This is a genomic window from Bradyrhizobium sp. UFLA05-89 (assembly GCF_059803475.1).
On the sequence record NZ_JBANBA010000003.1, the window covers coordinates 137,354 to 161,771 of the forward strand.

A 24,418-nucleotide genomic window follows, 5' to 3' on the forward strand; every position below is an offset into this window, starting at 1 on the left:
TTCCTGATTTTCTGCGGTCATGCCGGCCGTCAGCATCGGTTGGTTTCATGGCATCCAGGCCTCTCTCGCCCGACAAACAGAAGCTCGCCGCGGAAGAAGCGACCGAGCTTGAGGACAAGCTCGCATCCGCCGTCAAGCCGGACCTGGAAGACGATGAGGATGACGAGGAGGAGGACGACGAGCTTCCGGAGCTCGATGACGACGATGAGGACGAGGACCTCGTTGTCTTCACGGCGCGCGAAGCCGCCGGCGCGCTCGCAACCATCCTGGGCTTCGTCAAGCCCTACCTCTCCAACTACAAGCGGATCCTGGCCTTCGTATCGTTCGGCGTGCTGATCGAGACGCTCTTCAACGTCATCATGCCGCTCAGCCTGAAGTTCCTGATCGACGACGCGCTCGGCGAGGAGGACTTTCAGGCTCTCTACAAGATCCTCGGCGTGCTCGCGGTCGCCGGCATCTTCACCTCGATCGTCGCAGTCTGGTACGAGCGCTGGGACGCGCGGCTGGCAGCCTGCATCATCTCCGACGTGCGCAAGCGGCTGTTCGAGCACGTGCAGAGCCTGCCGGCGGCCTATTTCGGTCGCACCAAGCGCGGCGAGATCCTGTCACGCTTCTCCGTCGATCTCTCGGCCTTCGAAGGCTCGGTCAAGACATTTGTCAACAGCGCTGCACTGCCGTTCATGGAGCTGATAGCCGGCATCATCCTGTTGCTGTTCCTGAACTGGCAGCTCGCCGTGGTCGCGCTGCTGGTGTTTCCGATCACGCTGATCGGACCGCGCATCCTCACGCCGAAGGCGGTGCAGGCAAATTACGAGCAGAAGCTCAACGAAAGCGGGCTGCTCGGCATGGTGCAGGAGAACGTGGCGGCGCAGGCCGTGATCAAGGCGTTCAGCCTGCAGCGCAAGATGTTCGGCTTCTTCGCCTTCCGCAACGACGAGACCCGCAACAGGATCGCGTCAGCCGCATTCCTGTCGACCATGGTGGAGCGGACGGTCACGATCTCGGTCCTGCTCCTGCACCTCGTGGTGCTCGCGATCGGTGCGTATCTTGCGACCAAGGGGCAGATCACCATCGGCACCTTCGTCACCTTCGAGAGCGCGTTCTGGGAGGTCTCCTACAACATCGCCCATGTGATGCACTTCATCCCGGTGTCGATCTCCTCGGCCGCTGCCGTGCGCCATATCCAGGAGCTGCTGGACGAACCGACGCGCGGCGCCGATCGTCCCGGCGCGCCGGATCTGCCGCGCATCACCAACGATATCACTTTCGACCATGTCACCTTCCAGTACGAAGGCAGCCAGACGCCGGTGCTGGACAATCTCAGCCTCAAGCTCAAGGTCGGCAAGAGCATCGCGATCGTCGGGCCCAGCGGCTCCGGCAAGAGCACGCTGCTCAATCTGGTCCTGCGCCTCTACGTTCCCGACGAAGGTCGCGTCACCATCGACGGCGTCGATGTGCGGAAAGTGACGCTGGATTCGCTGCGCCGGAGCATGGCCGTGGTGTTCCAGGAGAACATGCTGTTCAACATGTCGATCCGCGAGAACATCCGGCTCGGCAAGGAGGGCGCCACCGACGAGGAGGTGGCGGAGGCCGCCAAGAAGGCCGAGATCCACCGCTATATCATGAGCCTGCCGCAGAAATACGACACGCCGGTCGGCGAACGCGGCGATACGCTGTCGGGCGGCCAGCGCCAGCGCCTCGCGATCGCACGCGCCATCATACGCAATCCATCGGTGCTGCTGCTCGACGAGGCGACCTCGGCGCTCGACCAGACGACTGAGGCTGCGATCAACCGCACGCTGCTCAAGGTCGCCAAGGGCCGCACCATGATCTGGTCGACCCACCGTCTGACCTCTGTCGTCGAGATGGACGAGATCATCGTGATTTCAGGCGGCCGCGCCATCGAGCGCGGCTCGCATGCCGAGCTGCTCGCCAAGAACGGTACCTATCGCAAGCTGTGGGACGACCAGATCCACCAGCCGCATGGCGGCGCGGCTCAGGTCGATGACGACGACAGCGACGACGATGATGATGAAGACGAGGACGACGAGGAGGATGACGACGAGGAGTGACCGAGGATGTTCGGCTCGAGGTGGACCAGTCGCGCCGCCCGGCGGACCGCACCTTGGGCAAACCAGGCCACGAAGCGCGCCCAGCGCTGCGCTCTCCAGTAGGGGCTCGTTGCGAGCGACACTTCACGGAAGTCGAATGCCTTGGCGGCCGACCAGGCATCGCAGGCCCGCTTGATCGGGTCGTCGTAGAAGGCAGCGATCTTGTCCTCGTCCATGCCCTCGGTCGCAAGCCAGGCCGGGATGTGCACTCCGCAGAGCCGTTCAACGTCGGTGAACACCTTGTCGCTGCCGGTGCCGGCGACAGGGCAGGAGGTCGCGAAGGCGTCGCCGATCAACACGATGCCGGCCTGGCGGCAGGCCCGATGCACATAAAGATCGACGGGACGAATCTTGATCTCGCTCGCGATATCGAAGGCGCCGGTGATGCGCGAGAGGCGCGGCAGGGCGGCGTTCAGGGTCGCGACCGGTGCCCGCCGCAGATCGCGCAGCCAAGGATCGTCGAAGGCGCGGTAGACGAACAGGTTTGCCCGCATCCGCGTGCCGATCGGAAACAGCGTGATGTAGGGGATGCGGTCGCCGGGCCGCTCGGAGAAATACGTCATCGCGGGAAAATCAAATGCGGTTCGCCCGAGCGGCACGACGTCGAATCCGACCGAGATTGAATGGCAGGCGCTGATGATCTCGCGTTCGATGCCGAGCTGGTGGCGCAGGCCGACGTTCAATCCATTGGCGAGCACGACGAGGCGGGCGGAGACGACTTCGTTATTGGAAAGCGTGATCTTCTGCCGGTCAGGGCTCGTCGCGATCGATAGCGCCTTGGCGCAGACCCGCTCGACCGTGTCGGGGATTTCCGCGCGGATCGCGTTGACGAAGGCCTCGTAGCGGAAGCCGAACTGCTGGCTCGGCGCCTTGTCGAGCAGGTGGCCGAATCGCGCGATCCAGTTCTCGCCGCAAAATGTCGTACGGCGCAGCACTGATTCTGCGATTCCGGTCCGCCGGAAGCGCTCGAGTTGGACGTCACCGCTGATTTTCTCGACCCGGAAGTCCGGCGGATACTCGGTGTGGGGGTCGATGAAGATGGTCTGGACGCCGGCGCGACCCAGCATTGCGGCGGCGGCGGAGCCGGCCATACCCCCGCCGATGATCGCAATATCGGTATACAGCATGGGTATTTCTCCGCCCGGCGCGGCACCCTGCCGCAGGAACAGGAAAGAAAACCTTAGCGCGCGCCATAAAAGTATATTGTATCCGGGTACAAATAGGGTCTGGGGCTAGCGGATCGCGGCGCGGGAACCTACATCACGGAGGCGGCGAGGGCGCCGAACGAGCCAATTCTTTAAGCGCGAGAAGCTCTTCGCTTGCTGTGTTTCACCTTGACTCAGGTGATTCCCACTTATAGAAAGCGCGTCACTTAACGACAGGCGGTGAGCATCGCCAACGTCGGAACGGGCCACCCGCGTGATCCCATTGGGATCGTAAAGTGGGCACCAACCTCGACGAATGCCGCTCAAACGCTGTCGATCATAGCTAGGCAATGCCAGTGCGATTTTAGTTCTCTAGAGCTCGTTCTCTTGAGATCAAACTCGGATGCATGACCTCGGTACGCGGCCGTCGGCTTTATGCTGATCGGTTCAAAGACTGCGGTCCTCTGTGGCGTCGAAGCGCTTTCCGCTCGTTGATGGAGCGGTTGGCGCGATTTCGCTTTGTGCGGATCGTTCCGTGCTAAGCGGCCCCATCGGGCGGGTAGTCCGGAAGAAGAATTTGCGGGCCTGAAAGGGACCGCGGCAGAAAAAGGGTGAAGGCCAGGATGCCGACGATCAACCAGCTGATCGCACAACCGCGTGAAGTGCAGAAGTCGCGCAAGAAGGTGCCGGCGCTGCAGCAGTCGCCGCAGAAGCGCGGCGTGTGCACGCGCGTCTACACCACGACGCCGAAGAAGCCGAACTCGGCGCTTCGTAAGGTCGCCAAGGTGCGTCTGACCAATGGTTTCGAGGTGATCGGCTACATCCCTGGTGAGGGCCATAACCTCCAGGAGCACTCGGTGGTCATGATCCGCGGCGGCCGCGTCAAGGACTTGCCCGGCGTGCGCTACCACATCCTCCGCGGCGTGCTGGATACCCAGGGCGTCAAGAACCGTAAGCAGCGTCGTTCGAAATACGGCGCGAAGCGTCCGAAGTAAGCGGGAACCTCTTCCATGTCTCGTCGCCACTCAGCGGAAAAGCGCGAAGTTCTGCCGGATCCCAAGTTCGGGAACATCGTGATCACGAAGTTCATGAACTCGGTGATGTACGCCGGCAAGAAGTCGGTCGCCGAAGGCATCGTCTACGGTGCGCTCGGCATCATCGAAACCAAGACCAAGCAGAACCCGCTCGGCGTGTTCGAGCAGGCGCTTGAGAACGTGATGCCCACGATCGAAGTGCGCTCCCGCCGCGTCGGCGGTGCGACCTATCAGGTTCCGGTTGAGGTCCGCTCGACCCGCCGGCAGGCGCTGGGCATCCGCTGGCTGATCGCCGCGGCCCGCGAGCGCAACGAGAAGACGATGACCGAGCGGCTCTCGGCGGAGCTCTTGGACGCATCGAATAACCGGGGGAACGCCGTCAAGAAGCGTGAAGACGTGCACCGGATGGCCGAAGCCAACCGTGCCTTCTCGCATTATCGCTGGTAACGGCGACACCTAACGGACTCGCAAGGAACGACCCATGCCCCGCCAACATGCCATCGAGGACTACCGTAACTTCGGTATCATGGCGCATATCGACGCCGGCAAGACCACGACGACCGAGCGCATCCTCTATTACACCGGCAAGAGCCACAAGATCGGCGAAGTGCACGAAGGTGCCGCGACGATGGACTGGATGGAGCAGGAGCAGGAGCGTGGCATCACGATCACCTCGGCTGCGACCACGGCGTTCTGGGCCGGCAAGCGTCTGAACATCATCGACACGCCCGGCCACGTCGACTTTACCATCGAGGTCGAGCGTTCGCTTCGCGTGCTCGACGGCGCCGTCTGCGTGCTCGACTCGAACCAGGGCGTCGAGCCCCAGACCGAGACGGTCTGGCGCCAGGGCGACAAGTACAAGGTTCCGCGCATCGTCTTCGCCAACAAGATGGACAAGATCGGCGCGGACTTCTTCAAGTGTCTGTCCGACATCGTCGACCGCCTCGGCGCCAAGCCCGTTGCGATCCAGCTTCCGATCGGTGCCGAGAACAACTTCAAGGGTCTCGTCGACCTCGTGAAGATGAAGGGCGTCGTCTGGAACGATGAAGCGCTCGGCGCGAAGTTCGACTATGTCGACATTCCGGAAGACCTCGTCGACCAGGCCAAGGAATACCGCGAGAAGATGGTGGAAGCCGCCGTCGAGCTCGACGACGATGCCATGGCCGCCTATCTCGATGGCAAGGAGCCGGACGAAGCGACGCTGAAGCGGCTGATCCGCAAGGCCGTGCTCACCGGCGCTTTCTATCCCGTGCTGTGCGGCTCGGCGTTCAAGAACAAGGGCGTGCAGCCGCTGCTCGACGCCGTCGTCGACTATTTGCCGTCGCCGCTCGACGTGCCCGCGATCAAGGGCACCGACGACAAGGGCAACGAAGTCGTGCGCAAGGCGGACGACAAGGAGCCGCTCGCGCTGCTCGCGTTCAAGATCATGGACGACCCGTTCGTCGGCACCATCACCTTCTGCCGCATCTATTCGGGCATTCTGTCGTCGGGCACCGGCGTCGTGAACTCGACCCGCGAGAAGAAGGAGCGCATCGGGCGCATGCTGCTGATGCATGCGAACAACCGCGAGGACATCAAGGAAGCCTATGCCGGCGACATCGTCGCGCTGGCCGGCCTGAAGGAAGCGCGCACCGGTGACACACTGTGCGATCCCGACAAGCAGGTGATTCTGGAAAAGATGGAATTCCCCGAGCCGGTCATCGAGATCGCGATCGAGCCGAAGTCCAAGGCCGACCAGGAGAAGCTGGGCGTGGCGCTGGCCAAGCTCGCCGCGGAGGATCCGTCCTTCCGCGTGTCGACCGACCACGAGTCCGGCCAGACCATCCTCAAGGGCATGGGCGAGCTCCATCTCGACATCAAGGTCGACATCCTCAAGCGCACCTACAAGGTCGATGCCAACATCGGCGCGCCGCAGGTGGCATTCCGTGAGCGCATCACCAGGAAGGTGGAGCACAGCTACACTCACAAGAAGCAGACCGGCGGTACCGGCCAGTTCGCGGCCGTGTCGTTCATCGTCGAGCCTAACGAAGCCGGCAAGGGCTTCGAGTTCGAATCGAAGATCGTCGGCGGCGCGGTGCCGAAGGAATACATCCCCGGCGTCGAGAAGGGCCTCGAGAGCGTGCTCTCCTCCGGCGTGGTCGCGGGCTTCCCCGTGGTCGACGTCAAGGTGCAGCTCGTCGACGGTAAGTACCACGACGTCGACTCGTCGGCGCTCGCCTTCGAAATCGCTTCGCGCGCCTGCTTCCGTGAAGCGCTGCAGATGGGCAAGTCCGTCCTGCTCGAGCCGATCATGAAGGTCGAGGTGGTGACCCCGGAAGACTATACCGGCTCGGTCATCGGCGACCTGAACTCCCGGCGCGGTCAGATCCAGGGTCAAGACATGCGCGGCAACGCCAACGTCATCAACGCGATGGTGCCGCTCATGAACATGTTCGGTTACGTGAATAACCTGCGCTCGATGAGCCAGGGTCGCGCGACCTTCACCATGCAGTTCGACCACTACGCAGAAGCGCCGGCCAACGTGTCGGCAGAAGTCCAGAAGAAGTTTGCCTGATTGTCGTCGGTCTCGAGCTGACGATTGAACGGAGAGTCAAATGGCCAAAGCAAAGTTTGAACGTAACAAGCCCCACTGCAACATCGGCACCATCGGTCACGTCGACCATGGCAAGACGTCGCTGACCGCGGCGATCACCAAGATCCTCGCTGAAACCGGTGGTGCGACGTTCACGGCGTACGACCAGATCGACAAGGCGCCGGAAGAGAAGGCGCGCGGCATCACCATCTCGACCGCGCACGTCGAGTACGAGACCAAGAACCGCCACTACGCGCACGTCGACTGCCCCGGCCACGCCGACTACGTGAAGAACATGATCACCGGCGCTGCCCAGATGGACGGCGCGATCCTGGTCGTGTCGGCCGCTGACGGCCCGATGCCGCAGACCCGCGAGCACATCCTGCTCGCCCGCCAGGTCGGCGTGCCCGCGCTCGTCGTGTTCCTCAACAAGTGCGATATGGTCGACGATCCGGAGCTGCTCGAGCTCGTCGAGCTCGAAGTCCGCGAGCTGCTCTCGAAGTATGAATTCCCCGGCGACAAGATCCCGATCGTCAAGGGCTCGGCGCTGGCCGCTCTCGAAGACTCCGACAAGAAGCTCGGCCACGAGGCCATCCTCGAGCTGATGCGCAACGTCGACGAGTACATCCCGCAGCCGGAGCGTCCGATCGACCAGCCGTTCCTGATGCCGGTGGAAGACGTGTTCTCGATCTCGGGTCGCGGCACCGTGGTGACCGGCCGTGTCGAGCGCGGCATCGTCAAGGTCGGCGACGAAATCGAGATCGTCGGTCTGCGTGCGACCACCAAGACCACCGTCACCGGCGTCGAAATGTTCCGCAAGCTGCTCGACCAGGGCCAGGCCGGCGACAACATCGGCGCGCTGCTCCGCGGCACCAAGCGCGAGGAAGTCGAGCGCGGCCAGGTGCTCTGCAAGCCCGGTTCGGTCAAGCCGCACACCAAGTTCAAGGCTGAGGCCTACATCCTCACCAAGGACGAGGGCGGTCGCCACACCCCGTTCTTCACCAACTACCGTCCGCAGTTCTACTTCCGCACCACCGACGTGACCGGTGTCGTGCACCTGCCGGAAGGCACCGAGATGGTGATGCCGGGCGACAACATCGCGATGGAAGTGCACCTGATCGTGCCGATCGCGATGGAAGAGAAGCTCCGCTTCGCGATCCGCGAAGGCGGCCGTACCGTCGGCGCCGGCGTCGTCGCCTCGATCATCGAATAATTACGCGAATAGGGAATGGCGAATGGCGAGTAGATCTCTACTCGCTACTCGCTACTCGCCACTCACCTGAGAAGAAAGACCACGGCAATGAACGGCCAAAATATTCGCATTCGTCTCAAGGCGTTCGACCATCGTATTCTCGATACGTCGACCCGTGAGATCGTGAATACGGCGAAGCGCACCGGCGCGCAGGTTCGCGGACCCATTCCGCTGCCGACCCGCATCGAGAAGTTCACCGTCAACCGTTCGCCGCACGTCGACAAGAAGAGCCGCGAACAGTTCGAGATGCGCACCCACAAGCGTCTGCTCGACATCGTCGATCCGACCCCGCAGACCGTCGATGCTCTGATGAAGCTCGACCTGGCCGCCGGTGTCGACGTCGAGATCAAGCTCTAAGATTTTTGGATCCCGTTCGCGAAAGCGGACAGAAAGAACAGGAAGCAAGCCGATGCGCTCCGGAGTGATCGCACAAAAGGTCGGGATGACGCGGGTCTTCACGGAGGCCGGCGAACATATCCCCGTGACCGTGCTGAAGCTCGGCAATTGCCAGGTCGTAGGCCACCGCACCGAAGAGAAGAACGGTTACGTCGCGCTCCAGCTTGGCGCTGGCAGCCGCAAGACCGTGTACATGCCCAAGGCTGAGCGCGGTCAGTTCGCGGTCGCCAAGGTCGAGCCGAAGCGGCAGGTCGAGGAATTCCGCGTCACCGCGGATGCCATGATCCCGGTTGGCGCCGAGATCCAGGCCGATCACTTCGTCGTCGGCCAGTTCGTCGACGTCACCGGCACCTCGGTCGGTAAGGGCTTTGCCGGCGGTATGAAGCGCTGGAACTTCGGCGGTCTGCGCGCCACGCACGGTGTGTCGATCTCGCACCGCTCGATCGGTTCGACCGGTGGCCGTCAGGATCCCGGCAAGACCTGGAAGAACAAGAAGATGCCCGGCCACATGGGTGTCGATCGCATCACCACGCTCAACCTTCGCGTCGTCCAGACCGATGTCGAGCGCGGCCTGATCCTCGTCGAAGGCGCCGTTCCCGGCTCCAAGGGCGGCTGGATCCGCGTGCGCGACGCCGTCAAGAAGCCGCTGCCGAAGGAAGCTCCGAAGCCGGGCAAGTTCAAGGTTGCCGGCGGCGAAGCCGAGGCTGCGGCCCAGCAGGAGGGTGCGTGAGATGGAATTGAAAGTCACCACCCTTGAGGGCAAGGAAGCCGGTTCGGTCCAGCTCTCCGACGCCATTTTCGGCCTCGAGCCGCGCGAGGACATCATCGCGCGCTGCGTGAAGTGGCAGCTCGACAAGCGTCAGGCCGGCACCCACAAGGCCAAGGGCCGCGCCGAGATCTGGCGCACCGGCAAGAAGATGTACAAGCAGAAGGGCACCGGCGGTGCTCGTCACGGTTCGGCCCGCGTGCCGCAGTTTCGTGGCGGTGGCCGTGCATTCGGTCCGGTGGTGCGCTCGCACGCCTCCGATCTGCCGAAGAAGGTCCGCGCGCTGGCGCTGAAGCATGCGCTGTCGGCCAAGGCCAAGGACGGTGATCTCGTCGTTATCGAGAAGGCAGCGCTCGAGGCCGCCAAGACCAAGGCGCTGCTCGGCCACTTCTCGGGCCTGGGCCTGACCAACGCGCTGATCATCGACGGCGCCGAGCTCAACCAGGGCTTCGCCGCGGCGGCCCGCAACATCCCGAACATGGACGTGCTGCCGATCCAGGGCATCAACGTCTACGACATCCTGCGCCGTCAGAAGCTCGTTCTGACCAAGGCCGCCATCGATGCGCTGGAGGCGCGCTTCAAATGACGAAGAACATCGAGGCTCGCCACTACGACGTGATCCTGTCGCCGGTCGTGACCGAAAAGGCGACGATTGCCTCGGAGCACAACAAGGTTCTGTTCAAGGTGGCCGCCAAGGCGACCAAGCCGCAGATCAAGGAAGCGATCGAGAAGCTGTTCGACGTCAAGGTCAAGAGCGTCAACACGCTTGTCCGCAAGGGCAAGGTCAAGGCCTTCCGCGGCAATCTCGGCTCGCAGTCGAACACCAAGCGCGCGATCGTGACCCTCGAAGAGGGTCACCGGATCGACGTGACCACCGGTCTGTAAGGTCCTACGACGATGGCACTGAAGACATTCAATCCCACGACGCCGGGCCAGCGCCAGCTGGTGATGGTCGATCGTTCGGCCCTCTACAAGGGCAAGCCGGTCAAGGCGCTTACCGAAGGCAAGAAGTCCTCGGGCGGCCGCAACAACACCGGTCGCATCACCGTGCGCTTCCGCGGCGGCGGCCACAAGCAGACGCTGCGCACCGTCGACTTCAAGCGCGAAAAGATCGACGTTCCCGCGACCGTCGAACGGCTCGAGTACGACCCGAACCGCACCGGCTTCATCGCGCTGATCAAGTATCAGGACGGTGAGCAGGCCTACATCCTGGCGCCGCAGCGCTTGGCCGTGGGTGATACCATCATCGCGGGCAACTATGTCGACGTGAAGCCGGGCAACGTCATGCCGCTCGGCAACATGCCGGTCGGCACGATCATCCACAACATCGAGACCAAGATAGGCAAGGGTGGCCAGCTCGCGCGTTCGGCCGGCACCTACGCCCAGCTTGTCGGTCGCGACCAGGACTACGTGATCATCCGCCTGAACTCGGGCGAGCAGCGCCTGGTGCACGGTCGTTGCCGCGGCACGATCGGCGCGGTGTCGAACCCGGATCACATGAACACCTCGATCGGCAAGGCCGGCCGCAAGCGCTGGATGGGCCGTCGCCCGCACAACCGCGGTGTTGCCATGAACCCGATCGACCATCCGCACGGCGGTGGTGAAGGTCGTACCTCGGGCGGTCGCCACCCGGTCACCCCGTGGGGCAAGCCGACCAAGGGCAAGAAGACCCGCACCAACAAGTCGACCAACAAATTCATTCTCCTAAGCCGCCACAAGCGGAAGAAGTAAGGAACGCCGGACATGGTTCGTTCAGTCTGGAAAGGCCCGTTCGTCGAGGCGTCGCTGCTCAAGAAGGCAGATGCGGCGCGTGCGTCCGGCCGTCACGACGTCATCAAGATCTGGAGCCGTCGCTCGACCATCCTGCCGCAGTTCGTCGGCCTGACCTTCGGCGTCTACAACGGTCAGAAGCACGTGCCGGTGGCGGTCAACGAGGAAATGGTCGGTCACAAGTTCGGCGAGTTCTCGCCGACGCGGACCTTCCATGGCCACTCCGGCGACAAGAAAGCCAAGAAGGCTTGAGGATTAAGTCATGAGCAAACCTAAGCGCGAACGGAGCCTCGCCGACAACGAGGCCAAGGCGGTCGCCCGGATGCTGCGGGTGAGCCCGCAGAAGCTCAACCTGGTGGCCCAGCTCATTCGCGGCCGCAAGGCGTCTGCTGCGCTCGCCGATTTGCAGTTTTCGCGCAAGCGGATCGCTGTCGACGTGAAGAAGTGCCTGGAATCGGCTATCGCCAACGCCGAGAACAATCACGATCTCGACGTCGACGATCTCGTCGTGGCGCAGGCCTTCGTCGGCAACGGGCTGGTGATGAAGCGCTTTGCCGCCCGCGGCCGTGGTCGCTCGGGCCGTGTCTACAAACCATTTTCGCAGCTGACGATCATCGTTCGTCAGGTCGAAGCCGAAGCGGCCGCTTAAGGACGCAGGAGAAAACGATGGGTCAAAAGATCAATCCGATCGGTCTGCGTCTCGGCATCAACCGGACCTGGGATTCCCGCTGGTTCGCCGGCAAGCAGGAATACGGCAAGCTGCTGCACGAGGACGTCAAGATCCGCGAGATCCTGCACAAGGAGCTCAAGCAGGCGGCCGTCGCCCGCATCGTGATCGAGCGTCCGCACAAGAAGTGCCGCGTCACCATCCACTCGGCTCGTCCGGGCGTGGTGATCGGCAAGAAGGGCGCCGACATCGACAAGCTGCGCAAGAAGGTGGCCGACATCACCTCGTCGGACGTCGTGATCAACATCGTCGAGATCCGCAAGCCGGAGCTCGATGCGACGCTGGTCGCCGAATCGATCGCGCAGCAGCTCGAGCGCCGCGTTGCGTTCCGTCGCGCCATGAAGCGCGCCGTGCAGTCGGCGATGCGTCTCGGCGCGGAGGGCATCCGCATCAACTGCTCGGGTCGTCTGGGCGGTGCGGAAATCGCGCGCATGGAGTGGTACCGCGAAGGTCGCGTGCCGCTGCACACGCTGCGCGCTGACATCGACTACGGCGTCGCGACCGCGTTCACGACCTTCGGCACCTGCGGCGTCAAGGTCTGGATCTTCAAGGGCGAGATCCTCGAGCACGATCCGATGGCCCAGGACAAGAGAATGGCCGAAGGCGAGGGTGGTGGCAGCGGTGGCGGCCGGCAGCGTCGCGACGCTGCGGCCTGAGCCAGCACAGAATTTGAGGGCTTAAAGCCATGATGCAACCTAAGAAAACGAAGTTCCGGAAGGCGCATAAGGGCCGCATCCACGGCGTTGCGTCTTCGGGCGCGACGTTGGCGTTCGGCCAGTTCGGGCTGAAGGCAACCGAGCCTGAGCGCGTCACCGCGCGCCAGATCGAGGCCGCCCGCCGCGCGCTGACCCGCCACATGAAGCGCGCCGGCCGCGTCTGGATCCGCGTATTCCCCGACGTTCCCGTGTCGAAGAAGCCGGCCGAAGTCCGCATGGGCTCCGGCAAGGGCTCGCCGGAATTGTGGGTCGTGCGCGTCAAGCCCGGCCGGGTGCTGTTCGAGATCGACGGCGTCAACAACCAGACCGCGCGCGAGGCGCTGACTTTGGCTGCCGCCAAGCTGCCGATCAAGACGCGCTTCGTCGAGCGCATTGCGGAGTAATGGCCATGGCCCAGATGAAGATCGAAGACATCCGCGCGATGAGCCCCGACCAGCAGGATGACGCCGTCCTGAACCTGAAGAAGGAGCGCTTCAACCTGCGCTTCCAGCGTGCCACCGGGCAGCTCGAGAACACCTCGCGCCTGCGCGAGGCTCGCCGTGACATCGCCCGGATCAAGACCGTCGCCGCGCAGCAGCGCGCGAAGAAGAAGTAAGAGGCTTACGAAGATGCCGAAACGTACTTTGCAGGGCGTGGTCGTCAGCGACAAGCAAGCCAAGACCATCGTGGTGCGCGTCGATCGCCGCTTCACGCACCCGATCTACAAGAAGACGATCCGCCGTTCGAAGAACTATCACGCGCACGACGAGAACAACCAGTTCAAGCCGGGCGACGTGGTGTGGATCGAGGAATCGAAGCCGATTTCGAAGTTGAAGCGCTGGGTCGTGATCCGGGGCGAACACAAGAAAAGCGCCTGAGCTGCCGGCACTTAGCCGACTGACTTCAGGGAAATGTTGAGCGCTGGCCAGGCTGGCGCAAAAGAGAAAGAGGACGAGGTGCATCAATGATTCAGATGCAGACCAACCTCGACGTGGCCGACAATTCTGGCGCACGCCGTGTCATGTGTATCAAGGTGCTCGGAGGCTCCAAGCGCCGCTACGCCACCATCGGCGACATCATCGTCGTATCGATCAAGGAAGCGATTCCGCGTGGCAAGGTGAAGAAGGGCGACGTGATGAAGGCCGTCGTGGTGCGTGTCCGCAAGGACATCCGCCGCCCCGACGGTTCGGTCATCCGCTTCGACCGCAACGCCGCCGTCCTGATCAACAACCAGGCCGAGCCGGTCGGTACCCGTATCTTCGGGCCGGTGCCGCGCGAGTTGCGCGCCAAGAACCACATGAAGATCATTTCGCTCGCGCCGGAGGTGCTGTGATGGCTGCGAAGATCCGCAAGGGCGACAAGGTCGTCGTGCTGACCGGCCGCGACAAGGGTCGCACCGGGGAGGTGTTCGAGGTGCGTCCGGACGCCGGCACGGCGCTGGTGCGTGGCATCAACATGGTCAAGCGCCACCAGAAGCAGACCCAGAACCAGGAGGGCGGCATCATCTCGAAAGAGTCGCCGATCCAACTGTCCAATATCGCGTATCTCGGCAAGGACGGAAAGCCGACGCGCATCGGATTCAAGATTCAGGCGGACGGCAAGAAGGTCCGCATCGCCAAGAGCTCGGGAGCTGAGATCGATGGCTGAGACAGCTTACGTGCCGCGCCTGCGCGCGGAATATGACGCGAAGATCCGCGTCGCCCTGACCGAGAAGTTCGGCTACGAGAACGTCATGCAGGTTCCGCGGCTGGACAAGGTCGTGCTGAACATGGGCGTCGGCGATTCCGTCAACGACCGCAAGAAGGCCGAGAACGCCGCTGCCGAATTGACCCAGATCGCCGGCCAGAAGGCGATCGTGACCTATTCGCGCATCGCGATCGCGACCTTCAAGCTGCGTGAGAACCAGCCGATCGGCTGCAAGGTCACGCTGCGCAAGGCCCGCATGTACGAGTTCATCGATCGCCTGGTGACGGTCGCGCTGCCGCGCGTCCGCGACTTCCGCGGCCTGAACCCGAAGAGCTTCGACGGCCGCGGCAACTACTCGCTCGGCATCAAGGAGCACATCATTTTCCCCGAGATCGACTTCGACAAGGTCACGGAAGCCCGCGGTATGGACATCACCGTCTGCACCACGGCCAAGACCGACGAAGAGGCGAGGGCCTTGTTGACCGCTTTCAATTTCCCGTTCCGGCAGTGAGACGCTGACCAAAAGCCTCTCAAACGCGGATACCCAGGAGCCAAGCATGGCAAAGAAGAGTTCAATCGAGAAGAACAACCGGCGCAAGCGGATGGTGAAGAACGCCGCCGCCAAGCGCGAGCGGTTGAAGGCGATCATCGCCGACAAGAAGCTCCCGATGGAGGAGCGCTTCGCTGCGACGTTGAAGCTGGCGGAAATGCCGCGCAACTCGTCGGCGACCCGCATCCGTCTGCGTTGCGAGCTGTCGGGCCGCCCGCGCTCGAACTATCGCAAGAACAAGCTGTCCCGTATCGCGCTGCGTGAACTTGGCTCCAAGGGCATGGTCCCGGGCCTCGTGAAGTCGAGCTGGTAAGGAGGGTCGTTTAGATGTCTACGCACGATCCAATCAGCGATCTGATCACCCGCATCCGCAATGCGCAGATGCGCTCCAAGACCAAGGTTTCCACGCCTGGCTCGAAGATGCGCGAGAATGTGCTCGAGGTGCTGAAGACCGAGGGCTACATCCGCGGCTATGCCACGCTTGAGCATTCCTCGGGCCGCAGCGAGATCGAGATCGAGCTGAAGTATTTCGACGGCGAGCCCGTCATCCGCGAAATCGAACGTGTCTCCAAGCCCGGGCGTCGCGTTTACGCCTCGGTGAAGAACCTGCCGCGGGTCAACAACGGGCTCGGCATTTCGGTGTTGTCGACGCCAAAGGGGATCATGGCCGACCACAGCGCGCGCGACGCGAATGTGGGCGGCGAAGTCCTCTTCACGGTGTTCTGAGAAGGATTTTCGATCCATGTCACGTGTTGGCAAAAAGCCTGTGACGGTGCCGTCGGGCGTTACCGCGACCGTCGATGGGCAGACCGTCAAGATGAAGGGGCCAAAGGGCCAGCTTCAGTTCGTCGTCCATGACGACGTCGAGGTGAAGCTCGAGAACGGCCAGGTCAAGGTCAAGCCGCGGCTCGACACCAATCGCGCGCGGGCGCTGTACGGCACCGCTCGCGCTCAGGTTGCGAACCTCGTCGAGGGCGTCACGAAGGGCTTCGAGAAGAAGCTCGAAATCACCGGTGTCGGTTACCGCGCCGCGATGCAGGGCAAGAACCTGCAGCTCGCGCTCGGCTACAGCCACGACGTGATCTATGCGATCCCGGAAGGGATCACGATCGCCGTGCCGAAGCCGACCGAGATCACGGTGTCGGGTAGTGATATCCAGCGCGTCGGCCAGGTCGCGGCCGAGATCCGCGGCTATCGCCCGCCGGAGCCCTACAAGGGCAAGGGCGTGAAGTATGTTGGCGAATTCATCTTCCGCAAGGAAGGCAAGAAGAAGTAACGGAGCCGGTCATGTCCAAAGCCAAGGTTACGAATGCCCGGCGCAAGCGGAGTGTGCGACTGAAGCTGCGCCGCTCCGGTGGCGGCCGTCCGCGCCTGTCGGTGTTCCGCTCGTCCAAGCACATCTACGCCCAGGTCATCGACGACCTGAAGGGCGAGACGCTGGCCTCTGCCTCATCGCTCGAGAAGTCGATGCGCGATGGCGGCAAGACCGGCGCCGACATCGATGCGGCGAAGGCGGTCGGTAAGTTGCTCGCCGAGCGCGCCGCGGAGAAGGGCGTCAAGGAAGTCGTGTTCGATCGCGGCAGCTATCTCTATCACGGGCGCGTCAAGGCTCTTGCCGATGCTGCGCGTGAGAGCGGCCTGAGCTTCTAACAGAATTTGAGGATTGAGGCGTAAGCCTCTGAAGGATTGGAAAAACCATGGCAGGTGAACGCGAACACCGCGGCGGACGTGAACGCAAGGAGCGCGAGGAGCGCGACAGCGAGTTCGTCGACAAGCTCGTCCACATCAACCGCGTCGCCAAGGTGGTCAAGGGCGGCAAGCGCTTCGGCTTCGCAGCGCTGGTCGTGATTGGCGACCAGAAGGGCCGTGCCGGCTTCGGTCACGGCAAGGCGCGCGAAGTGCCTGAGGCGATCCGGAAAGCGACCGAATCCGCCAAGCGCAACCTGACCCGCGTGTCGCTGCGCGAGGGCCGCACGCTCCATCACGACATCGCCGGCCGTCACGGCGCGGGCCGTGTCTACCTGCGTGCCGCCCCGGCCGGTACCGGCATCATCGCCGGCGGTCCGATGCGCGCCGTGTTCGAGACGCTGGGCGTCCAGGACGTAGTGGCGAAGTCGATCGGCTCGTCGAACCCCTACAACATGGTGCGCGCGACCTTCGATGCGTTGAAGCACCAGGATTCGCCGCGCTCGGTCGCGGCCCGCCGCAACATCAAGGTGTCCACCCTGCAGTCCCGTCGTATCGGCGGCGATGCCGAGGCGGCTGCCGACTAACGGAAGCTTTTCGGAGTTTTAAAAAATGGCCAAGGCCGCCAAGACGATCAAGATCGAGCAGATCGGCAGCGCGATCCGCCGCCATCACTCGCAGCGCTCGACGCTGATCGGGCTCAAGCTCAACAAGATCGGCCGTGTCGCCGAACTGCCGGACACCCCGGCGGTTCGTGGCATGATCGAGAAAGTTCACCATCTCGTCCGCATCGTCGACGGGAAGTAAGCAAGCGGCGCATGATCTCGAAAACTGGATACCGGTTTTCGGGTAGGATCATGCGCAAGAAACAAGGAGAAGGGCGATGAAGCTCAGCGATATCGCCGACAATCCCGGCTCGCGCAAGAAGCGCATGCGCGTCGGCCGCGGCATCGGTTCGGGCAAGGGCAAGCAGTCCGGCCGCGGCGGCAAAGGCCAGACCGCGCGTTCGGGCGTGCGCATCAAGGGTTTCGAAGGCGGCCAGATGCCGATGCATCGCCGTCTGCCCAAGCGTGGCTTCAACAACATCTTCCGCGTCGAGTTCGCCGAGATCAATCTCGATCGGCTCCAGGATGCCGTCGATGCCAAGAAGCTCGACACTGGCAGCGTCGTGAATGCCGAAGCGCTGGTGAAGGCCGGCGTGCTGCGCCGCTCCAAGGCTGGCGTCCGGCTGCTCGGCCGCGGCGAGCTCAAGGCCAAGCTCAACATCGAAGTGCACGGCGCCTCGAAGTCCGCGATCGCGGCGGTCGAGAAGGCCGGCGGCTCGGTGAAGATCCTCGCGCCTGCCACCGAAGAAGGTGAGGCGGCGTAACATCTGCGTCATTGGCCCGCGGCTCGCGGGCCTTTACGCATGCTGGACGATGGACTTATCGAAGCCGTGCACCAGATAATGTCCGGCGTCCGCCCAAGTAGCCCGGCCGCGGGTATGACGGCGCAGTAGGCGGCGGGAGAAAGCCCAACATGGTCTCAGCAGCGGAACAACTGGCAGCCAATCTCAATTTCGGCGCGCTCGCCAAGGCCGACGAACTGAAGAAGCGCATCTGGTTCACCCTGGGTGCGCTGCTCGTTTATCGGCTGGGCACCTACATCCCGCTGCCCGGTATCGATCCCAACATCTGGGAGCAGGTGTTCCGCTCGCAGGCGGGCGGCATCCTCGGCATGTTCAACATGTTCGCCGGCGGCGGTATCCACCGCATGGCGATCTTCGCACTGAACATCATGCCGTACATCTCGGCCTCGATCATCATCCAGCTCCTCACCACCGTCTCGCCGCAACTCGAGGCGCTGAAGAAGGAAGGCGAGGCGGGCCGCAAGACGCTGAACCAGTACACCCGCTACCTCACCGTGATCCTGGCCGCGTTCCAGTCCTATGGCATTGCGGTCGGTCTGGAAGGCGCCGGCAACGTCGTCAGCGACCCCGGCCTGTTCTTCCGTCTCTCCACCGCGATCACGCTCACCGGCGGCACCATGTTCCTGATGTGGCTGGGCGAGCAGGTGACTTCGCGCGGCATCGGCAACGGTATCTCGCTGATCATTCTGTCCGGCATCGTCGCCGAGCTGCCCTCGGCGCTCGCCAACATGCTCGAACTCGGCCGTCAGGGCGCGATGTCGACCGGCCTGATCCTGATCGTCATCATCATGGCGGTCGCCGTGATCGCCTTCATCGTGTTCATGGAGCGCGCGCAGCGCCGGCTCCTGATCCAGTATCCGAAGCGACAGGTCGGCAACAAGATGTTCGAGGGCCAGTCCTCGCATCTGCCGCTCAAGCTCAACACCTCGGGCGTCATCCCGCCGATCTTCGCGTCCTCGCTGCTCCTGCTGCCGACGACGGTTGCGAACTTCAACGCCGGCAAGGGACCGGAATGGTTCCAGTGGCTCACGACGCAGCTCGGCCACGGCCGGCCGCTGTTCCTGATCATGTACCTGGCGCTGATCGTGTTCTTCGCGTTCTTCTACACCGCGATCGTGTTCAACCCGACCGAGACCGCTGACAACCTGAAGAAGCACGGCGGCTTCATCCCGGGCATCCGTCCCGGCGAGCGCACCGCCGAATACATCGACTACGTGCTGTCGCGCATCACCGTCATCGGCGCGATCTACCTCGCGATTGTCTGTTTGATCCCGGAAATTCTGATTTCCTACGCCTCGGTGCCCTTCTACTTTGGTGGCACGTCGCTGTTGATCGTGGTCAGTGTCACCATGGACACGGTGGCGCAGGTTCAGGGTTACCTGCTGGCTCACCAGTATGAGGGGTTGATCCGGAAGTCGAAGCTACGCGGCCGCCGCAACAGGTAAGTTCGGACTTGCGTCCCGGTCGCCGTTGCGATCGGTGGCTGCTCCCCGTTCAGAACTATTCCGTTGGTAGCGTTGACGGGGGCGGCTCGAGCCGTCTACCTGACCGTGCAGACCGATTCCCAAAGCCTTCGTCGCTTGCGGCAAGGCGTCGCCGTGTCATTATGGGTGGTGGTACGGCGCTGATTGTGGTTTGCACTGGTCTCGATCTTCAAACACAGGTGCGCGACCTATCGCTCACCGATCCGGGGGGCGAACGCCGATGAGAATTATCCTTCTGGGACCGCCGGGGTCAGGCAAGGGGACCCAGGCGCAACGGCTGATCGAACGCTATGGCATCGTGCAGCTCTCGACCGGCGAGATGCTTCGCGCTGCGGTTGCGGCGGGAACGCCGGTCGGGCTGAAGGCAAAGGAGATCATGGCTGGCGGCGGCCTCGTGCCCGACGACGTCGTGGTCGGAATCATCGCCGACCGGATCGAGCAGCCCGATGCCAAGAAGGGTTTCATTCTCGACGGCTTCCCGCGCACCGTGCCGCAGGCTGAGGCGCTGGACGAGTTGTTGAAGCACAGGCACCTCAAGCTCGACGGCGTGATCGAGCTCAGGGTCAACGAAAGCGCACTGCTCGATCGGGTCGAGACCCGCGTCGCCCAGATGCGCGAACGCGGCGAGGAGGTCCGGGTTGACGACACCCCGGAGGTCCTGACCAAGCGACTCGCCAGCTACCGCAGCCAGACGGAACCGCTGATTCACTACTATTCCGAGCGGCGCAAGCTCTCGACCGTCGATGGCATGATGACCATCGAGGAGGTCAGCCGCGCCATCCACCGCCTTCTGCTGGCGCTGGGGGCGGTCGAGCCCAAGACCCACGCCAAAACCGCCCACGCCAAAACTGCCCACGCCAAGACCGCCCATGCCAAGACTGCGGTCGATACTGCGGCCCGGGTGGTTCCAGCCAGGAAGGGTGCGCAAAAGGCTACCAAAACGGTCAAAAAGCCCGCAAAAGTAGCCAAGAAGGCGGCCAAGTCCGCCAAGAAGGCCGCCAAAGGAACCAAGAAAGCCGCAAAAAAGACCGCCAAGACGACCGTCAAAAAGACCGCCAAAAAGGGTCCGAAGAAGGGTCAAAAAAAGGTCACGAAAAAGCGAGCTAAGCGCTAGCAGCGGTTGACGAAACCCCCCGGAATCCCTTAATAAGCCCCGCATCCAAGTCGGATAGTTTCAGACGATGCCGGGCCCCAGGAAGACCGGGGGTGGGCGTCGTGTTCGCGTTTGTGAACACCTGCCCGAGAAAGCAAGCACTTAAAGCCCGATTCCTGACGAGGGATCGGCAACAGGAGAGAAGGCCGTGGCCCGTATTGCCGGCGTAAACATTCCCACCAACAAGCGCGTGCTGATCGCGCTGCAGTACATCCATGGCATCGGCCCCAAGATCGCCGGTGACATCATGGAGAAGGTGAAGATCCCCGAGGATCGTCGCGTCAATCAGCTCAGTGACCAGGAAGTGCTCCAGATCCGCGAAGTCATCGACCGCGACTATCTCGTCGAGGGCGATTTGCGTCGCGAGGTCGGCATCAACATCAAGCGTCTGATGGACCTCGGCTGCTATCGCGGCCTGCGCCATCGTCGCGGCCTGCCGGTGCGCGGTCAGCGCACCCACACCAATGCGCGCACGCGCAAGGGCCCGGCCAAGGCAATCGCCGGCAAGAAGAAGTAATTCGACGCGAATGGCGAATAGGAAGTGGCGAATGATTGCATTCGCTACTCGCCATTCGCCACTCGCATTTTCACAGGTGTAGCCGCTGGCATTACGGCGGCGTTTGAGATCTCCAGGAAAGGTACTCTATGGGCAAGGAAGCCACCCGCGTTCGCCGTCGTGAGCGCAAGAACATCGCCTCCGGCGTTGCGCACGTGAACTCGTCGTTCAACAACACGACGATCACCATTACCGATGCGCAGGGCAACACGATCGCTTGGTCGTCGGCGGGCACCATGGGTTTCAAGGGATCGCGTAAGTCGACCCCGTATGCAGCGCAGGTCGCTGCGGAGGACGTTTCCAAGAAGGCGCAGGAACACGGCATGCGCACGCTGGAAGTCGAGGTCGCCGGTCCCGGTTCGGGCCGCGAGTCGGCGCTGCGCGCGTTGCAGGCTGCGGGCTTCACCGTCACCTCGATCCGCGACGTGACCACGATCCCGCACAATGGTTGCCGCCCGCGCAAGCGTAGGCGTGTTTGATACGAGGTCGCGGGCGCCGTCGTCGTCCGCGATGACTTTGCTTTGCGAAGCCGCAAGCGTGACTTGCGGCCTTTCTCCAACGCCAGTGTCGGCAATGGCAGACTGACTGGCCTGTATGGGTGAAACAGTGACGATCCAGAAAAATTGGCAAGAACTGATTCGGCCGAACAAGCTCCAGGTATCCCCGGGTAGCGATCCGGCCCGCTTTGCGACCATCGTCGCCGAGCCGCTCGAGCGTGGCTTCGGCCAGACACTCGGCAACGCGCTGCGCCGCATCCTGTTGTCGTCGCTTCAGGGCGCCGCCGTGCAGTCGGTGCACATCGACGGCGTGCTGCACGAGTTCTCCTCGATCGCGGGCGTCCGTGAGGACGTTACCGACATCGTCCTCAACATCAAGGACATCTCGATCAAGATGCAGGGCGAAGGCCCCAAGCGCATGGTCGTGAAGAAGCAGGGCCCGGGCGTGGTTACCGCCGGCGACATCCAGACCGTCGGCGACGTCACCGTGCTCAACCCGGACCTGCAGATCTGCACCCTCGACGACGGTGCCGAGATTCGCATGGAGTTCACGGTCTCGACCGGCAAGGGCTACGTGCCCGCCGAGCGTAACCGTCCCGAGGACGCGCCGATCGGCCTGATTCCGGTCGACAGCCTCTACTCGCCGGTTCGCAAGGTCTCCTACAAGGTCGAGAACACCCGCGAGGGCCAGATCCTCGACTATGACAAGCTGACCATGACGATCGAGACCAACGGCGCGATCACGCCGGATGACTCGGTGGCCTACGCTGCGCGCATCCTCCAGGATCAGCTCAACGTGTTCGTCAACTTCGAAGAGCCGCGCAAGGAAGTCGCCCAGGAGATCATCCCGGACCTCGCCTTCAACCCGGCCTTCCTCAAGAAGGTGGACGAGCTCGAGCTGTCGGTGCGTTCGGCCAACTGCCTGAAGAACGACAACATCGTCTACATCGGCGACCTCGTGCAGAAGAGCGAGGCGGAAATGCTCCGCACCCCGAACTTCGGCCGCAAGTCGCTGAACGAGATCAAGGAAGTGCTGGCCCAGATGGGTCTGCACCTCGGCATGGAAGTGCCGGGCTGGCCGCCGGAGAACATCGACGAGCTCGCCAAGCGCTTCGAAGATCACTACTGATCTGACTTCACCGTGACGGCCGGCGTCCCCGGCCGTCATTTTTATGGGCGAACGCAGGAAGCCCACCTGAGCAACTGGTCCGACGAACCGTCGCGGCAGTTCTAAAATAAGGAATAGTTACATGCGTCACGGCAAGGTTCATCGGAAGCTCAACCGCACGGCCGAGCACCGCAAGGCGATGTTCGCCAACATGGCGGCTTCGCTCATCAAGCACGAGCAGATCGTCACCACGCTGCCCAAGGCGAAGGAGCTGCGTCCGATCGTCGAGAAGCTCGTCACCCTCGGCAAGAAGGGCGGCCTCTCGCTCCGTCGTCAGGCGATCGCGGAGCTGCGCGACGTCGACATGGTCAAGAAACTCTTCGACACGCTCGCGACCCGCTACAAGGACCGCCAGGGCGGCTACACCCGCATCATCAAGGCCGGCTTCCGTTACGGCGACAACGCCGCGATGGCCGTGATCGAGTTCGTCGACCGCGACGTCGATGCCAAGGGCCAGGACTCCGGTCCGTCCCAGGCGAAGGAAGCCGAAGCGGCGTAAGCCTGTCGGCAGTTTAGAGTTTGAGAAAGCGGCGCTCTCGGGCGCCGCTTTTGTTTTGCGGGTAGAGAATTGTAGGGTGGGCAAAGCGAAGCGTGCCCACCACTTTGCGTGCCGCAGCAGAAGTGGTGGGCACGGCGCGAGAGCGCCTTTGCCCACCCTACAAAGCTTTGCCCATCCTACGGGAATGCCTTCCTCACGCATGAGTGAGTGCCAATTGCGGAGCCGCCGATGGCGCCCGACATTTCCATCGTCAACATCATTGCGTAGGGCATGATCCAGAAAAGTGCGCAGCGGTTTTCCGAGAAGATCATGCTCAACAAGAGGGTGCCGCATGCCCGCCTATGTTATCTCCGAGGTCGAGGTCCACGATAAGAGCGCCATGGAGGCCTATCGCACGCTCGCCGCAAAGACGATCGCACAATATGACGGCCGCTACCTCGTACGCGGCGGCGCCGCAGAGGTCGTGGAGGGCGGTCCGCCGGCCAGGACCATCATCATCGTCGAGTTTCCATCGATAGTGCGTGCGCGCCAATGGTACGCCTCGGTCGAATATGCCGAGGCGCTGAAGTTGCGGAGGACTGCGCTGGAGCGACGGCTGATATTTGTCGACGGCGTACCGCCTGGGTGAGGTCTTTCTGGTGCAACGAAGGGTTGCTATGCTCGCCCGGTTAGCCCAACCGGGAGAAGAGAATGCTTCAGTCGCGATTCAAGGTTTTCTGTTTCTTCGTTGCACTGGTGATCTTGTGGCCGCTTTCGCCGTCACACGCCGACCAGCCGTTTCAGCGGCTGCTGCCGCTCCTGGTCGACCTTGCCGGATGGGAAGGCAAGAAGCCGGATGGTATGTCGATGCAGATGTCCGATACGAGCATGACCACGGCGACGCGCGAATACACGCGCGGCTCGGCGCATCTGCAGGCCGCGGTCATGGTCGGGCAGGCGGCCACTGGAGCGCTGGCGCCGATCCAGAGCGGAATGAACATCCAGACTCCGGACGGTCATGTCATGTCCGCAACCATGCGCGGAATGCAGGTGCTCAAGAACTACAACAACCCGCAGAAATCAGGCACGCTCATCGTGGCGCTCGGCAAGGACGCGCTGTTCAATCTTTCCTTTGACGGCCTTACCGAGGAGGAGGGACTGGCGCTCGCCGAGAAATTCGACTGGAAGGCGCTCCAGACGGCCGCTCAGGCGAAGTGAGAGCGTAGAACGTAGCAATTGTAGCAATCGTAGGGTGGGCAAAGCGAAGCGTGCCCACACTTCTAT

35 protein-coding genes are annotated in these 24,418 nt (G+C 62.9%); 34 read left to right on the forward strand and 1 reads right to left on the reverse strand.

The features are described 5' to 3' along the window. Window positions 1-47 precede the first annotated feature (47 nt). Complete coding sequence (locus tag SO139_RS02765; protein ID WP_449377274.1) at window positions 48-2,072, forward strand: ABC transporter ATP-binding protein; 2,025 nt, start codon at window positions 48-50, stop codon at window positions 2,070-2,072. On the opposite strand, the gene SO139_RS02770 is transcribed toward SO139_RS02765, so the two are convergent. Then, window positions 1,997-3,238, reverse strand: a complete 1,242-nt coding sequence (locus SO139_RS02770) for an FAD-dependent monooxygenase (RefSeq protein WP_449377273.1) — start codon at window positions 3,236-3,238, stop codon at window positions 1,997-1,999. The two genes, SO139_RS02765 and SO139_RS02770, sit on opposite strands and share 76 nt — an antisense overlap. A gap of 641 nt (window positions 3,239-3,879) precedes the next feature. Here SO139_RS02770 and rpsL point away from each other — a divergent pair. From rpsL to SO139_RS02935, 33 genes are all read left to right on the forward strand, one after another. Beyond that, window positions 3,880-4,251, forward strand: a complete 372-nt coding sequence (rpsL, locus tag SO139_RS02775; RefSeq protein WP_007603006.1) for a 30S ribosomal protein S12 — start codon at window positions 3,880-3,882, stop codon at window positions 4,249-4,251. A gap of 15 nt (window positions 4,252-4,266) precedes the next feature. Continuing rightward, entirely contained in the window at window positions 4,267-4,737 is a 471-nt protein-coding gene (gene rpsG, locus SO139_RS02780; protein ID WP_063701818.1) for a 30S ribosomal protein S7, read from the forward strand. Window positions 4,738-4,771: 34 nt separating this feature from the next. Continuing rightward, window positions 4,772-6,844 carry an elongation factor G gene (fusA, locus tag SO139_RS02785; RefSeq protein ID WP_449377272.1) on the forward strand — a complete coding sequence of 691 codons (2,073 nt, stop codon included), beginning with the start codon at window positions 4,772-4,774 and terminating at the stop codon, window positions 6,842-6,844. 40 nt (window positions 6,845-6,884) lie between these two features. Beyond that, window positions 6,885-8,075 (forward strand): elongation factor Tu, encoded by a 1,191-nt coding sequence (gene tuf, locus SO139_RS02790; protein WP_449377271.1) that lies wholly within the window; start codon window positions 6,885-6,887, stop codon window positions 8,073-8,075. Window positions 8,076-8,162: 87 nt separating this feature from the next. Continuing rightward, window positions 8,163-8,471, forward strand: coding sequence for a 30S ribosomal protein S10 (gene rpsJ, locus SO139_RS02795; RefSeq protein ID WP_002712302.1), 309 nt, complete (start codon window positions 8,163-8,165; stop codon window positions 8,469-8,471). Window positions 8,472-8,523: 52 nt separating this feature from the next. Next, window positions 8,524-9,240, forward strand: a complete 717-nt coding sequence (gene rplC / locus SO139_RS02800) for a 50S ribosomal protein L3 (RefSeq protein WP_449377270.1) — start codon at window positions 8,524-8,526, stop codon at window positions 9,238-9,240. Between the two features lies 1 nt (window position 9,241). Continuing rightward, complete coding sequence (gene rplD, locus SO139_RS02805) at window positions 9,242-9,862, forward strand: 50S ribosomal protein L4 (RefSeq protein WP_027520963.1); 621 nt, start codon at window positions 9,242-9,244, stop codon at window positions 9,860-9,862. Next, entirely contained in the window at window positions 9,859-10,161 is a 303-nt protein-coding gene (locus tag SO139_RS02810) for a 50S ribosomal protein L23 (RefSeq protein ID WP_027520962.1), read from the forward strand. Before rplD ends, SO139_RS02810 begins: the two co-directional genes overlap by 4 nt. Window positions 10,162-10,173: 12 nt before the next feature. Continuing rightward, window positions 10,174-11,007, forward strand: a complete 834-nt coding sequence (rplB, locus tag SO139_RS02815; protein WP_027520961.1) for a 50S ribosomal protein L2 — start codon at window positions 10,174-10,176, stop codon at window positions 11,005-11,007. A 12-nt stretch (window positions 11,008-11,019) separates the two neighbouring features. Then, entirely contained in the window at window positions 11,020-11,298 is a 279-nt protein-coding gene (rpsS, locus tag SO139_RS02820) for a 30S ribosomal protein S19 (RefSeq protein ID WP_008963465.1), read from the forward strand. A gap of 10 nt (window positions 11,299-11,308) precedes the next feature. After that, on the forward strand, window positions 11,309-11,695 hold the full coding sequence (rplV, locus tag SO139_RS02825; RefSeq protein ID WP_008549264.1) for a 50S ribosomal protein L22: 387 nt from the start codon (window positions 11,309-11,311) through the stop codon (window positions 11,693-11,695). 17 nt (window positions 11,696-11,712) lie between these two features. Next, window positions 11,713-12,429 (forward strand): 30S ribosomal protein S3, encoded by a 717-nt coding sequence (gene rpsC / locus SO139_RS02830; RefSeq protein WP_027520959.1) that lies wholly within the window; start codon window positions 11,713-11,715, stop codon window positions 12,427-12,429. Window positions 12,430-12,458: 29 nt separating this feature from the next. After that, entirely contained in the window at window positions 12,459-12,872 is a 414-nt protein-coding gene (rplP, locus tag SO139_RS02835; RefSeq protein ID WP_027520958.1) for a 50S ribosomal protein L16, read from the forward strand. Between the two features lie 5 nt (window positions 12,873-12,877). Beyond that, window positions 12,878-13,084 carry a 50S ribosomal protein L29 gene (gene rpmC, locus SO139_RS02840; RefSeq protein WP_027520957.1) on the forward strand — a complete coding sequence of 69 codons (207 nt, stop codon included), beginning with the start codon at window positions 12,878-12,880 and terminating at the stop codon, window positions 13,082-13,084. Window positions 13,085-13,097: 13 nt separating this feature from the next. Beyond that, window positions 13,098-13,346: a 30S ribosomal protein S17 gene (gene rpsQ, locus SO139_RS02845; RefSeq protein WP_027520956.1), complete on the forward strand. Its 249-nt coding sequence runs from the start codon at window positions 13,098-13,100 to the stop codon at window positions 13,344-13,346. A gap of 86 nt (window positions 13,347-13,432) precedes the next feature. Then, on the forward strand, window positions 13,433-13,801 hold the full coding sequence (gene rplN / locus SO139_RS02850; RefSeq protein WP_027520955.1) for a 50S ribosomal protein L14: 369 nt from the start codon (window positions 13,433-13,435) through the stop codon (window positions 13,799-13,801). Beyond that, on the forward strand, window positions 13,801-14,115 hold the full coding sequence (gene rplX / locus SO139_RS02855) for a 50S ribosomal protein L24 (RefSeq protein ID WP_449377269.1): 315 nt from the start codon (window positions 13,801-13,803) through the stop codon (window positions 14,113-14,115). The genes rplN and rplX overlap by 1 nt, the downstream gene beginning before the upstream one ends. Then, entirely contained in the window at window positions 14,108-14,665 is a 558-nt protein-coding gene (gene rplE, locus SO139_RS02860; protein ID WP_449377268.1) for a 50S ribosomal protein L5, read from the forward strand. Before rplX ends, rplE begins: the two co-directional genes overlap by 8 nt. A gap of 46 nt (window positions 14,666-14,711) precedes the next feature. Beyond that, the gene (rpsN, locus tag SO139_RS02865) at window positions 14,712-15,017 is read left to right on the forward strand and encodes a 30S ribosomal protein S14 (protein ID WP_027520952.1); all 306 of its coding nucleotides are present in this window, start codon (window positions 14,712-14,714) and stop codon (window positions 15,015-15,017) included. Window positions 15,018-15,031: 14 nt separating this feature from the next. Further along, the gene (gene rpsH / locus SO139_RS02870; protein ID WP_027554158.1) at window positions 15,032-15,430 is read left to right on the forward strand and encodes a 30S ribosomal protein S8; all 399 of its coding nucleotides are present in this window, start codon (window positions 15,032-15,034) and stop codon (window positions 15,428-15,430) included. 16 nt (window positions 15,431-15,446) lie between these two features. Next, window positions 15,447-15,980: a 50S ribosomal protein L6 gene (rplF, locus tag SO139_RS02875; RefSeq protein WP_449377267.1), complete on the forward strand. Its 534-nt coding sequence runs from the start codon at window positions 15,447-15,449 to the stop codon at window positions 15,978-15,980. An 11-nt stretch (window positions 15,981-15,991) separates the two neighbouring features. Continuing rightward, complete coding sequence (rplR, locus tag SO139_RS02880) at window positions 15,992-16,354, forward strand: 50S ribosomal protein L18 (RefSeq protein WP_007603036.1); 363 nt, start codon at window positions 15,992-15,994, stop codon at window positions 16,352-16,354. Window positions 16,355-16,401: 47 nt separating this feature from the next. Next, a complete protein-coding gene (gene rpsE / locus SO139_RS02885) occupies window positions 16,402-16,977 on the forward strand; it encodes a 30S ribosomal protein S5 (protein ID WP_027520948.1) in 576 nt (191 codons plus the stop codon). A 25-nt stretch (window positions 16,978-17,002) separates the two neighbouring features. Next, a complete protein-coding gene (gene rpmD / locus SO139_RS02890) occupies window positions 17,003-17,197 on the forward strand; it encodes a 50S ribosomal protein L30 (protein ID WP_027520947.1) in 195 nt (64 codons plus the stop codon). Between the two features lie 76 nt (window positions 17,198-17,273). Beyond that, complete coding sequence (gene rplO, locus SO139_RS02895) at window positions 17,274-17,759, forward strand: 50S ribosomal protein L15 (protein ID WP_283036038.1); 486 nt, start codon at window positions 17,274-17,276, stop codon at window positions 17,757-17,759. 149 nt (window positions 17,760-17,908) lie between these two features. Then, the gene (gene secY / locus SO139_RS02900) at window positions 17,909-19,243 is read left to right on the forward strand and encodes a preprotein translocase subunit SecY (protein ID WP_449377266.1); all 1,335 of its coding nucleotides are present in this window, start codon (window positions 17,909-17,911) and stop codon (window positions 19,241-19,243) included. A 259-nt stretch (window positions 19,244-19,502) separates the two neighbouring features. Continuing rightward, window positions 19,503-20,396 (forward strand): adenylate kinase, encoded by an 894-nt coding sequence (locus tag SO139_RS02905; RefSeq protein WP_449377265.1) that lies wholly within the window; start codon window positions 19,503-19,505, stop codon window positions 20,394-20,396. A gap of 187 nt (window positions 20,397-20,583) precedes the next feature. Continuing rightward, entirely contained in the window at window positions 20,584-20,952 is a 369-nt protein-coding gene (gene rpsM, locus SO139_RS02910) for a 30S ribosomal protein S13 (protein ID WP_283036034.1), read from the forward strand. Between the two features lie 128 nt (window positions 20,953-21,080). Then, entirely contained in the window at window positions 21,081-21,470 is a 390-nt protein-coding gene (gene rpsK / locus SO139_RS02915; protein ID WP_007603045.1) for a 30S ribosomal protein S11, read from the forward strand. A 115-nt stretch (window positions 21,471-21,585) separates the two neighbouring features. Continuing rightward, a complete protein-coding gene (locus SO139_RS02920; protein ID WP_449377264.1) occupies window positions 21,586-22,617 on the forward strand; it encodes a DNA-directed RNA polymerase subunit alpha in 1,032 nt (343 codons plus the stop codon). A 121-nt stretch (window positions 22,618-22,738) separates the two neighbouring features. Next, window positions 22,739-23,155: a 50S ribosomal protein L17 gene (gene rplQ, locus SO139_RS02925; RefSeq protein ID WP_027520940.1), complete on the forward strand. Its 417-nt coding sequence runs from the start codon at window positions 22,739-22,741 to the stop codon at window positions 23,153-23,155. Window positions 23,156-23,486: 331 nt separating this feature from the next. After that, complete coding sequence (locus SO139_RS02930) at window positions 23,487-23,783, forward strand: DUF1330 domain-containing protein (protein ID WP_449377263.1); 297 nt, start codon at window positions 23,487-23,489, stop codon at window positions 23,781-23,783. Between the two features lie 62 nt (window positions 23,784-23,845). Next, window positions 23,846-24,352, forward strand: coding sequence for a hypothetical protein (locus SO139_RS02935; protein ID WP_449377262.1), 507 nt, complete (start codon window positions 23,846-23,848; stop codon window positions 24,350-24,352). Window positions 24,353-24,418: the final 66 nt, after the last annotated feature.